Source organism: Lysinibacillus sp. (assembly GCF_032093475.1).
GTDB classification, from domain to species: domain Bacteria; phylum Bacillota; class Bacilli; order Bacillales_A; family Planococcaceae; genus Lysinibacillus; species Lysinibacillus irui.
This window is the reverse complement of record NZ_DAMDAY010000136.1, coordinates 1-12214: the sequence shown is the minus strand read 5'-3', so window position 1 is coordinate 12214 and position 12214 is coordinate 1. Positions and strand designations below refer to the sequence as shown.

Sequence of the window (12214 nt, the reverse complement as noted above, 5' to 3'; positions counted from 1 at the left end):
GCCCTTTTCCTCCATCAATGAGGACTAAATCTGGTAATGGTAAACCCTCTTTTAAAACCCTCGTATAACGACGACGGATGACCTCCTGCATAGCGCCATAATCATCATGCTTGGCTGCTGAACGCGTTTTGTACTTACGATATTCCTTTCTTGCAGGCTTTCCATCAATGAAAACAACCATAGCAGAGACGGCATCCGTGCCATGCATATGACTATTATCAAAAGCTTCAATTCGTAATGGCGTCGTTATACCCATTGCCTCACCAAGAACCTCACAAGCACCAATTGTACGTTCTTCTTGTCGTTCAATCAGCTGGAATTTAGCTGCCACAGCTATTTCAGCATTTTTGGTTGCTAAATCTACCAATTCCTTTTTCTGTCCTCGTTTTGGTGTGAGTACTTTGATCTCTAATAATTCCGTTAAAATGGCTGCATCAATGGCTTGTGGAATAAAAACTTCTTTTGGCTTTATATGCTCTGGTTTCTCATAGAAACGCCCAACAAATGTTAAAAATTCTTCTTCAGCATCTTGATAGATCGGGAAAATGGAGACATCACGTTCTATTAATTTACCTTGTCGGACAAAAAATACTTGTACACACATCCATCCTTTTTCAACAGCATAGCCAAATACATCACGGTTTGTTGTATCACTTGATACAATTTTTTGTTTTTGCATAACTGTATCAATGTGTGCAATTTGGTCTCGAAACTCCTTCGCACGTTCAAATTCCAAATTTTCAGCAGCTGCAAGCATTTTAGTTTCCAGCTCCTTTTTAACTGCCTCAACACCACCATTTAAAAACTTTGTCATATCCTCAATCATTTCTTGATAAGTTTGACCATCAATTTCCTTTACACAGGGAGCCAAGCATTGACCCATATGATAGTACAAACAAACTTTTGAAGGTAATTGTACACATTTGCGTAGCGGATATAATCGATCTAATAGCTTTTTCGTTTCACTTGCCGCATATGCATTAGGATAGGGACCAAAATATTTAGCCTTATCCTTTTTAACCTTTCGTGTTGTAATAAGACGCGGATGTTTTTCGTTGGTAATTTTTAAATATGGATATGTCTTATCATCCGTTAGCATGACATTGTATTTTGGATCATGTAATTTAATGAGATTCAGCTCTAAAATAAGTGCTTCAATATTGGATGATGTCACGATATACTCAAAATCTTCTATTTCACTTACAAGTCTTTGCGTTTTCCCCTCATGTGTACCTGTAAAGTAAGAACGCACACGATTTTTCAGTACTTTCGCTTTACCGACATAAATAATTGTCCCCTGTCGATCTTTCATCAAATAGCAGCCAGGCTGATCGGGTAAAATATCCAGTTTACGCTTAATTAAATCGTTCATTACCTACCTGCCCCCCTAAGTAGAATTTCCTCTCCATATTATATAACGAAAAAAAGCCGAACACATCAATTGATGGCTCGGCTTTTATAAACTTCATTTATTACGCATGTTTTGCGATAAATGCTTCTAAAGCTTCTTTAGGTTGGAAGCCTACAGTTTTGTCAACTAATTCTCCATCTTTAAATAATAGTAAAGATGGGATAGACATAATTTGATACTCAGCTGCAGTACCTTGGTTATTGTCTACGTCAACTTTTACAATTTTAGCTGCACTACCAGCAGCGTCCATTTCTTCAAGAACTGGCCCAATCATTTTACAAGGTCCACACCAAGCAGCCCAAAAGTCTACTAGTACTAACCCTTCTTTAATATCGTTTTGGAACGTAGCATCCGTTGCATGTACAATTGCCATTTGAAATCCTCCTTAAGCTTACTATGATTGTAGTATAGCATGGATAAATTCACTTGAGCGAACAATCTGCCTACAATGTATTTTTTATGAAAAACGATGTCGAAAAACGTAAGATTGACTATTCATTTTCTTGATAACGGCCTTTCAATACATAGGATAATGTAATAAAGAGATAAATGCCTAACGTAATGCCTGTGATGATAATGGAAGTTGTGAAAATAATCCCAATTAAAATGGCACTTAACGCAATTATAGCGATCCATGTTGTATAAGGGAACCATTTCACTTCATAGGCACTTGTATTTTCCGCTTGTTTTTTTCGTGATTTCAAATGGGCAATCGCAATAATTAACCAAATGAATAACACCGTATAACCAAGAGATCCCATTAAGAAATCAAAGGTCTTGCTCCCAGCATATAGAGATAAGATTACACCTAAATACATGGCCACTGTACACATTAAAATAGCATATACTGGCACTTTACGTTTAGATAAATAGCCAAAAATTTTAGGTACACGCCCGTCTACAGCTTGGGTATACAGCACACGAGATGAACCATAGAGTCCTGAATTCATGGAGGAAATAATGGCAAGTAAAACGACAGCGTTCATAATATGATCTGCACCAGGAATGCCGATCATTTTAAATACCATTACAAATGGACTTTCAGGTACCCCGTTTACATTATTCCAAGGTATTAAGCTGACAATAATAAAGAAAGGTAGCAGATAGAACGTAACAATACGTACTAGTGTACTACGAACAGCTTTTGGTACAACTTTTTCTGGATTTTTCGTTTCTGCTAATGTAATCCCAATGATTTCGGTTCCCCCATAAGAATAAATAACCACCAACATGGCAGCAATTAAACCCATTGAACCATTAGGGAAAAACCCTCCGTGCTCCGTTAAATTAGAAAAACCTACAGCTGTATGATGTCCAAACGAAACTAGTAATAAGATAAGTCCCGCTATAATGAACACAATAATAACCGTTATTTTAATTAAGGCTAGCCAGTATTCGGTTTCAGCAAATATTTTTACGGACAATAAATTAATGGCTGTCACTAAAACTGAAACTGACAAGGCAAGTATCCAGATGGGGTATTCTGGCAACCAATATTGAATAAAAATTGCCGCAACGACAGACTCCGCTGCGATATTTAAAACCCACATTTTCCAATAGATCCAATCGAGGAAATAAGCTGGGTATTTTCCTAACACCGATTGAACTAAATCTCTAAACGTTCTGGCTTCTTTATTTCGAACGGCCATTTCTGCGAGGCCTTGCATAACAAATAATAAAATGATGCCCCCTAATAAATACGCAATGAGCACTGACGGCCCTGCCATATCGATAGCAGCACTACTACCTTTGAATAACCCTGCCCCAATTGCCCCACCTAGAGCCATCATTGTGATGTGACGTGAGGTCATTGTTCTTGTTAATTGTTGACTGTTTTTTTCCACTTTCTTACCTCCTAAAAATCAAAAAAGCATATCGTCTCTTCTTTCATAAAAGAAGAGACGATATGCCATTTAGCAAACCGCGGTACCACTCTAATTGGTTCTTTATAGAACCCAGCTTAAAACCTTGTAACGAAGGTTAATCGTCAAACAAATAGAATAATCAGATAATTCTATCTATCTTACCACTCCTAGGCAAGTTCAAAGCCTTATTGGACTGCGTTGCACCATCCCGCAGCTCTCTTCACCGAATAATGAGCTTTTACTACTCCTAATCTTTGCGTTTCAAATCATTAATGTATCAACCACTATAATAGCTATCGTTAATTATGTCAATATTTTATTTTGCAATAATTTTCAAACACTAATTATTTCTTTCGCCCATTATAAAAAGCAGGAAGGATCTTCCCTCCCTGCTTAACACTTTATGCGTTCACTTTTAATGCTTTAAATTCTTCAATTAAAAGCGGAATAACTTCAAACAAATCACCAACGATACCGTAATCCGCTACTTTGAAAATATTTGCTTCTGGATCTTTATTGATGGCAACAATTACTTTAGAATTTGACATTCCTGCTAAATGTTGAATGGCACCAGAAATACCCGCCGCAATATAAAGGTCAGGTGTAACTACCTTCCCTGTTTGACCGATTTGAAGTGAATAGTCACAGTACTCAGCGTCACATGCACCACGTGATGCTCCAACTGCACCGCCTAGTAAATCTGCTAGCTCTTTTAATGGCTCGAAACCTTCTTCAGACTTCACACCACGACCACCTGCAACAACAACTTTCGCTTCTGAAAGATCTACACCTTCTGAAGATTTACGAACTACTTCTTTGATTATTGTGCGTAGGTTTGTAATATCTACAGTGATAGCAGAAACATCGCCTGTTTTTCCTTCGACTTTTTCTAATGGTGTAATATTATTTGGACGAATGGAAGCTAAAACAACGCCCTCTTTAACTTTCACTTTTTCAAAAGCCTTACCAGAGTAAATTGGTCGGATGAATAGAACATCATCACCGGCACCCTCAATAGAAGTGACATCGGATACTAGACCTGCTTGTAATTTACTAGCGATTTTTGGAGATAAATCTTTACCATTTGCTGTATGCCCGAAGACAATGCCAGCTGGTTTTTCTTGCTCAATAACAGCTAATAATGCCTGACTATAACCATCAGATGTATATTGCTTTAAATGTGGGTGTTCCACTGTTACCACACGGTCAGCACCATATTCAAATAATGGACCTGTTAAACCTGCTACAGCATCCCCTAAAAGTACTCCAACAACCTCGCCACCATCTGCGATTTGTTTTGCAGCTGCAATTGCTTCAAAAGAAACATTACGTAAGCTTCCTTCACGAACTTCACTTAACACTAATACTTTTTTTGACATAGAATATTCCCTCCGTTACCCTTTAAGATTCGATTAACATCATCAAATAATTAAACAACTTTTGCTTCTGTGTGAAGTAGATTTACTAGTTCTTTTACTTGTGCAGAAAGGTCACCTTCAAGAACGCGGCCAGCTGCCTTTTGAGCTGGTAAGAAGATGTCTACTGTTTCAATCTTCACTTCTACATCATCTTCATCGATATCTAAATCATCTAACTCAAGTTCTGCAAGCGGTTTCTTTTTCGCTTTCATAATACCTGGTAATGATGGATAACGTGGCTCATTTAAACCTTGCTGAGCTGTTACTAATAATGGTAAAGAAGTTTCAATGACTTCTGAATCTCCTTCGATATCACGAACAATTTTCGCAGATGTTCCGTCAATTTCTAGTTTTGTAATCGTCGTTACATAATTAATATCCAGTAAATCTGCAACGCGTGGACCAACTTGACCAGAACCACCATCAATTGCAACATTTCCAGTTAAAATTAAATCCGCATCTTTATCTTTTAAGTATTCAGCTAAGAGATAAGCAGCAGCATTTTGGTCTAATTCATCTAAATCATCTTCGGTATTAATTAATACGGCTTCGTCAGCTCCCATAGCAAGCGCTGTACGTAATTGCTTCTCTGCATCCTCGCCACCAATTGTGACAACTGTTACTTTGCCACCAGCAGCATCACGCACTTGAATTGCCTCTTCAATGGCATATTCATCATAAGGGTTGATAATGAATTCCGCGCCATCCTCTTGGATTTTGCCACCCGACACAACGATTTTTTCTTCTGTATCAAACGTACGTTTAATTAATGCAAAAATATTCATATATCCATACCTCCTGGAACGTTTTTATAATTCTAAGTAAACTTATAAATATTATATATTTTCAGTTTCGATAACGCCGATAACATCTTTGTGCTATCGACATTTGGAAAATTATTTACCAGTAAACACAGGCTCACGCTTTTCAATGAATGCTTGAATTCCTTCTTTTGCATCCTCTGTCACGAATACTGTTCCAAAGGATTTCGCTTCTGCTTCAATGCCTTCATAGAACGATGCATGCTTTGCAAATTGCAATGTTTGAATAGCTGCCTTTAAAGCTATTGGGCTTTTCTTAGCAATATTCTTAGCAATCTTTAACGTTTCATCTAGTAGCGTTTCGTCTGAGAATGCACGGTTTGCTAAGCCCCATTGAACAGCTTCTGTACCTGAAATTGGCTCGCTTGTAAACATCATCTCCGCGGCCTTTGCTACCCCCACATAGCGTGGCAAGCGTTGGGTACCGCCAAATCCAGGAATTAGACCTAATTGTAATTCAGGTAAACCTAGCTTTGCAGATTCAGTGACGAATCGCATATGACAGCTCATTGCTAACTCAAGTCCGCCACCTAATGCTGCACCATGGATGGCCGCAATCACAGGCTTAGAGAATGATTCAACACGCTCAAATACTTGCTGTCCATTGCTAGCTAACTTCGTAAATTCTTCCCCAGATTCTACCCCAGTAAATTCTTTAATGTCTGCTCCCGCAGAGAAGAAACGGCCTTCACCATGAAGTACAAGGACTCTTACAGCATCATCGTGTTCTAAAGCATCTAGAACAGCGTTAACTTCTGCAATAATACCGCGAGATAAAGCGTTTGCTGGTGGACGTGCAATTGTAATCATTGCTACCCCATCTTCTACTTTCCAACTTAGAAATTCCATTTCTCCACATCCTTTTAAGCTTTAATGCCGTTCAGGATTAATGCCTGAACCTTTGGAACCTGTTCCATTAAATCATATCGATAGTCATTCATAACCCACGACGTAATAGTTTCATCAATTGTTCCAAAAACCATTTGTCGTGCCAAGCGTACATCCATCGTTTGATTGAACTCACCTGAAAGCATACCTTCGATTAAAATCTGATCGAGTAAGTGTAAATACTCACGTAGTACCGAATTAATTTTTAATCGTAAGTCTTTGTTTGATTGGCGTAGCTCTAATTGTGTGACGGTTGCTAGGTATCGATCTGTCGCTAGAACATTAAAATGATTTTCAATCATTCGTGAAAGTTTGTCTTTTGACGTACTTCCATTTTCTATTATATCTTGTAATGACTCTACAAAAACAGCCATTTTTTCATTAAAGACAGAAATTAATATATCTTCTTTATTTTTAAAATATAAATAGATTGTTCCATCGGCCACCCCTGCCTGTTTGGCGATTTTCGATACTTGCGCTTGGTGATACCCATTTTCCGCAATAACGATGACAGCTGCATCAATAATTTGCTTATATTTCGGCTTATCTCGTTTCACTTTTATATCACCACCTAAAAAACATGCGCACGTCTACATGATCCATATGACGTGTGAACCTAAAAAAATATGAAAATATGAATGGTCATTCATTCATATTTTCATATTATATTTTACAGCATTGCTTGTCAATACTTTCACACGTATTTATTTCGCTTCTTTATTCGCTAATTTTGTTTTTTCTTCTTCTACCAAAGTGCGACGCAAAATTTTCCCTACGGCTGTTTTTGGTAGCTCATCTCTAAATTCATAATAACGCGGAACCTTAAATGCCGCTAGATGTTGACGGCAATATTTATTTAATTCGTCCTCTGAAATCGAATATCCTTCTTTTAATACAATATAAGCTTTAACTGTTTCTCCTCGATATGGGTCAGGTATGCCAGCGACTACACATTCTTGAATTTCTTCGCGTTCGTACAACACTTCTTCCACTTCACGCGGGTAAATATTAAAGCCACCTGCTATAATCATATCTTTTTTACGGTCTACTACATAGAAAAAGCCCTGTTCATCCATATATCCAAGATCACCTGTTAAAAACCAGCCATCTACAAATGTTGCTGCAGTATCCTCTGGGCGGTTCCAGTAACCCTTCATCACTTGTGGTCCTTTAACAGCGATTTCACCTACTTCACCAACTGGTAGCACCTCTGTATCGCCTGTACGTAAGATGACAGCGTCTGTATTTGGCCATGGTAAACCAATTGAACCAATTACTCGCTTCCCCCAAATTGGCGTAGCATGTGTTACAGGTGACGTTTCTGTTAAACCATAGCCCTCTACCAGTTTGCCACCAGTTACAGCTTCAAACTTCTCTTGCACCTCAATAGGCAATGAAGCAGAACCACTTAAGCATGCTTTAATAGACGATAAATCATAATTTGCAATGTCTGGATGATTGAGTAAACCAATGTATAAGGTTGGGGCACCAGGGAACAGCGTTGGTTTTTGTTTATCGATTGTTTTTAATGCTGTTTCTGCATCAAATTTTGGTAGGAGCACCATTTTATTTTGAGTAAATACCGATAACAGCATAACAGTCGTCATCCCATAGACGTGGAAGAATGGTAGAATGCCCATAATGGTTTCTTCCCCATGCACACATTTATACATCCATGCATCACACATTGTCGTATTGGCAATTAAATTTTTATGTGTTAGCATGACTCCTTTTGGAAAACCTGTTGTTCCACCTGTATATTGAAGCAGTGCTAGATCTTCTTCAAAATTAAATGAAATATTCTCAATCACCTTAATTGGTGCAGAGCGCATTATTTCTGAAAACAAGTGATTTTGCCCACTATGCTCAACCTTGACACTAAATCCATACTGCCTTTTTTGAATAAAAGGATAAACTAAATTTTTTGGAAACGGTAAATAATCTTTAATAGCTGTCACAATAACATTTTCGAGAGCCGTCTCCTTCATAATTTTCATCACGCGTGGATATAAAATATCCATGACTAAAATAACCTTTGCCCCAGAATCAGCCATTTGATATTGAAGCTCACGTTCAGTATAAAGTGGATTTGTTTGAACGACAACAGCACCTGCATACATGGCACCATAGTAAGCGATTACACTTTGTGGCGAATTAGGAAGCATAATAGCCACTCGATCACCTTTTTCCACACCAAGTGCTTGTAAATAGTTTGCAAATCTTAAAGCAGACTCATATAGCTCAGTGTACGTCAAATCCTTCCCCATAAAATGAATCGCAATTTTAGATGGATTCTTTTTATAGGCACGTGTCAAAAACTCTTGCACTGGAATTTCCTCAAACGTTAAAGACGATGGTACTTCTTCAGGATAATTTGCTAGCCATGGTTTTGCTGTCATACGTCCTCTCCCCTTTGTCCCAAACTTTGTCAATTCTTATATTTATTATAATGAAAAAGAAATACAGTTTCAAACAGAAAATAGAAAATAAATGCATTTTCGATTAATTATTATGCAATTTACAACATTAATATGACTGATATTTATTGGTGTTTGTACGGATACACCTTATGAATACTCATTCATTCTTCATTATTTCTGCTAAAAAGCTACTCGCATATTCCTATATTATAAAAATAATCTTTTTCAATGTTCCGTTAGATGATTGAGAGAAAATTAATAGTTTTTAGTAGAAATTTATGTAGATTCATTCACAAAAAAACGCACCCTCCTAAGAGAATGCGTTGTTCTTTATACAGTCATCATATAGTAGACGCCCACTGCCAAAAATGCGATACAGACAATGATTAGTACCTTCGCTAATTTTTCCATGTCATGACACTCCTATGCAATACTTGCCCCAATAACAAACGATAGACCGACAGAAATGGTAAAGGAAATAAAACCTACTGAGCGATTATCATTGGCAATCTCTTGATCAACATTAAAACGAGGTGTCATAAATTCAAATAAGAAATACGCTACAATCAATAGTGTAAAGCCAAAAAGACCCCAGCCAATCATTTCACTCAATGTGCTATGGCGTGCAATGGAAAAGCGAAAGATATTGCAAATGCCAAGTATTTTACCACCAGTTGCAAGTGCCACAGCGACATTACCCTTTTTAATTTCTTCCCAATTCTTATATTTCGTAACGACTTCGAACAATGCCATCGAGACGACTAAACATAATACTACAACACTAAAATATCCTGCCGTTTCGATAATTGGATATCGCCAAAAGCCAGAATTCAGCATTTTTCTCCGTCCCCTTTTTAGCTTATTTCAATTCTACAACTGTGACGCCTAAGCCCCCCTCGCCGGCTTCACCAAAACGGAAGGATTTCACGCGTTTATGCTTTTTCAAATAGCTTTGAATACCTTGACGTAAAGCTCCTGTACCAACTCCATGAATAATAGAGACTCGACCATAATTAGCAAGCAACGCATCATCAATATACTTTTCCGTTCTCAAAATCGCGTCCTCATAGCGTTCACCACGTAAATCCAATTCTAATTTAACATGGCTATTTCGATTTTTCACACCAGCTGTTCGTAAAACAGGCTCTTTTTCAGGTTTAATATACTCCAAATCACTATCCGAGATTTTCATTTTTAAAATCCCCATTTGGACAACCCATTCGGTATCCGACACTTTTTCTAACAATGTACCTCGTTGTCCATAGCTTAACACCTTTACCTCGTCCCCGACAACTAAGTTTTGTGCACGGGCTTTAACTTGTGCAGCCTTTTTCAGCACTTTATTGTTATCAAGCGGTGTTGCTTCCTCCAAGCGTTTGCGGGCTTCAATCAATTCATGTTCCTTGACAACTTGGTCAGCATTTTTGCGCATTTCTCTCAGCTCAGCAATAATTGATTCTGCTTCTTTTTTCGCTTCATCAACAATTTTACGAGCTTTTTCCTTCGCTTTCTTATCTAGCGCCTCTTTACGCTCCTCATAGGCTTGTAATTTATCTTGAAGCTCTTTACGTAAAGTTTCAGATTCTACCAGCAATGCATGGGAACGCTCTGCATCATCTTCTGATTGGCGACGTGTTTCTTCTAATGAGGCAATCATCGATTCAACCTCATGTCGATCTGTCCCTGTAAAGCTCTTAGCTCGATCTATTATTGATTCTGGAAGACCAAGGCGACTGGATATTTCAAATGCATTAGAACGTCCAGGTACACCAATAAGTAGTCGATAGGTTGGGCTCAATGTTTCAATATCAAACTCTACACTAGCATTGGCAACACCTGGTCGATTATAGCCATATGCTTTTAGCTCTGGATAGTGGGTTGTTGCCATCACACGAGCTCCTCGTCCATGCACTTCATCTAAAATAGAGATAGCTAATGCTGCACCTTCCTGGGGATCAGTACCTGCTCCTAGCTCATCAAAAAGAACAAGTGATTCATGATCAAATTTCTTTAAAATATCTACAATATTGACCATATGAGAAGAGAACGTGGAAAGTGATTGCTCAATCGATTGCTCATCACCTATATCAGCAAACAGTTGCTTAAATACTGCAAGCTCCGACCCATCCAATGCTGGCACTGGTAATCCAGCCTGCGCCATTAATGTGCATAAGCCCACCGTTTTTAACGTCACCGTTTTACCGCCCGTATTCGGACCTGTAATAACAATGGCTGTAATCTCTTTGCCAAATTCGATATCATTTGGTACAGCCACATCGATTGGTAAAAGTGGATGGCGTGCACGCACTAATCGAATATAGCCATCCTGATTCATTTTAGGCATTGTACATTTATTGGCTTGTCCATATTTACCTTTTGCTAAAATGACATCGATATCACCTAAAACTTTCACTAGGTTAAATAAATCTGATGCTACTTCTTGTACCATTGCACTTAATGCTAGTAATATTCGCTCAATCTCTACCTGTTCCTTCATTTTTAAACGATGTATTTCATTATTCGCTTGTACGACAGAGTCAGGCTCAATAAATAATGTTTGACCGGAAGAAGATTGATCATGCACAATACCACCATAATGATGACGATATTCTTGTTTCACCGGAATAACAAAGCGATCATTACGAATGGTAACAAGTGTATCAGAAAGCATTTTCGCTGCATTACTTCCACGGATTAAACTTTCCAGCTTTGAACGGACTTTTCCTTCTTCAGCACGTAAAGATTGACGAATGGAGCGCAATGTTTGACTAGCTGAATCTACAACAGCCCCATTGTCATCAATACAATTGTTGATTTCATGCTGCAATCCTGTTAAGACAGGCATGGCTTCCTTCTTAGCGATGAAATGTGGAATCTCAATCACTTCATCAGCCTCTATATCTTCAATAAAATTACGTAAAATTCGACTTGCTCGAATCGTACTGGATATTTCCATTAGTTCTATTGCTGCAAGCATGCCTCCTATTTGTGCACGTCTTGCAGATGGGCGAACATCAAAAATCCCTCCCATTGGTACATTGCCCTTAACTCGTAAAATAGATAAACCTTCATCCATTTCTTCTAGTAATTGTACTACTTTATCAAAATCAGTTTGCGGCACAAGCTCCTCAATCGCAGATTTACCAATTGAAGAAGTACAGTATGAAGCCACTTGCTGACGTACTTTATCGTATTCTAGTGTTTTCAATGCGCGTTCTGCAATCACTGAGAACACCTCCTCAGTCTATTTATTTCGTCGTATGAACGCTTCAAACTGGTCACGCGTCCATGTATTCACAATCATATCTTTTGGTAGCCATGCTCTATTGGCATAGCGAACACCAATATCCATAAAACGTAAATGCGCAATATCATGGGCATCTGTATTAAT

At 38.2% G+C, this 12214-nt stretch carries 10 protein-coding genes and 1 other annotated feature; all 10 genes read right to left on the bottom strand.

Annotation, left to right across the window (positions count from 1 at the left end):
- The coding region (gene uvrC / locus RT445_RS20615; protein WP_313471453.1) for an excinuclease ABC subunit UvrC at positions 1–1372 on the bottom strand (1372 nt) is incomplete at its 3' end.
- Between the two features lie 100 nt (positions 1373–1472).
- On the bottom strand, positions 1473–1784 hold the full coding sequence (trxA, locus tag RT445_RS20610) for a thioredoxin (RefSeq protein WP_274794019.1): 312 nt from the start codon (positions 1782–1784) through the stop codon (positions 1473–1475).
- A 118-nt stretch (positions 1785–1902) separates the two neighbouring features.
- Positions 1903–3222, bottom strand: a complete 1320-nt coding sequence (locus tag RT445_RS20605; RefSeq protein ID WP_396631780.1) for an amino acid permease — start codon at positions 3220–3222, stop codon at positions 1903–1905.
- Positions 3223–3305: 83 nt separating this feature from the next.
- Positions 3306–3540, bottom strand: a binding site (T-box leader).
- A 137-nt stretch (positions 3541–3677) separates the two neighbouring features.
- Positions 3678–4655, bottom strand: a complete 978-nt coding sequence (locus tag RT445_RS20600) for an electron transfer flavoprotein subunit alpha/FixB family protein (RefSeq protein WP_274794021.1) — start codon at positions 4653–4655, stop codon at positions 3678–3680.
- 50 nt (positions 4656–4705) lie between these two features.
- Positions 4706–5479, bottom strand: coding sequence for an electron transfer flavoprotein subunit beta/FixA family protein (locus RT445_RS20595; protein WP_274794022.1), 774 nt, complete (start codon positions 5477–5479; stop codon positions 4706–4708).
- A gap of 111 nt (positions 5480–5590) precedes the next feature.
- The gene (locus RT445_RS20590; RefSeq protein WP_274794023.1) at positions 5591–6364 is read right to left on the bottom strand and encodes an enoyl-CoA hydratase; all 774 of its coding nucleotides are present in this window, start codon (positions 6362–6364) and stop codon (positions 5591–5593) included.
- A gap of 14 nt (positions 6365–6378) precedes the next feature.
- On the bottom strand, positions 6379–6960 hold the full coding sequence (locus RT445_RS20585; RefSeq protein ID WP_274794024.1) for a fatty acid metabolism transcriptional regulator FadR: 582 nt from the start codon (positions 6958–6960) through the stop codon (positions 6379–6381).
- A gap of 147 nt (positions 6961–7107) precedes the next feature.
- Positions 7108–8802, bottom strand: a complete 1695-nt coding sequence (locus tag RT445_RS20580; protein ID WP_274794025.1) for an AMP-binding protein — start codon at positions 8800–8802, stop codon at positions 7108–7110.
- Between the two features lie 444 nt (positions 8803–9246).
- The gene (locus RT445_RS20575) at positions 9247–9660 is read right to left on the bottom strand and encodes a DUF350 domain-containing protein (protein ID WP_008179180.1); all 414 of its coding nucleotides are present in this window, start codon (positions 9658–9660) and stop codon (positions 9247–9249) included.
- Positions 9661–9682: 22 nt separating this feature from the next.
- Positions 9683–12049: an endonuclease MutS2 gene (locus tag RT445_RS20570; protein WP_312507432.1), complete on the bottom strand. Its 2367-nt coding sequence runs from the start codon at positions 12047–12049 to the stop codon at positions 9683–9685.
- Positions 12050–12214: the final 165 nt, after the last annotated feature.

Bases quoted from the DNA above. Each gene is read 5' to 3' on its own strand.
- trxA (WP_274794019.1), bottom strand. From the start codon at position 1,784: ATGGCAATTGTACATGCAACGGATGCTACGTTCCAAAACGATATTAAA.
- RT445_RS20605 (WP_396631780.1), bottom strand. From the start codon at position 3,222: ATGACCTCACGTCACATCACAATGATGGCTCTAGGTGGGGCAATTGGG.
- RT445_RS20600 (WP_274794021.1), bottom strand. From the start codon at position 4,655: ATGTCAAAAAAAGTATTAGTGTTAAGTGAAGTTCGTGAAGGAAGCTTA.
- RT445_RS20595 (WP_274794022.1), bottom strand. From the start codon at position 5,479: ATGAATATTTTTGCATTAATTAAACGTACGTTTGATACAGAAGAAAAA.
- RT445_RS20590 (WP_274794023.1), bottom strand. From the start codon at position 6,364: ATGGAATTTCTAAGTTGGAAAGTAGAAGATGGGGTAGCAATGATTACA.
- RT445_RS20580 (WP_274794025.1), bottom strand. From the start codon at position 8,802: ATGACAGCAAAACCATGGCTAGCAAATTATCCTGAAGAAGTACCATCG.
- RT445_RS20575 (WP_008179180.1), bottom strand. From the start codon at position 9,660: ATGCTGAATTCTGGCTTTTGGCGATATCCAATTATCGAAACGGCAGGA.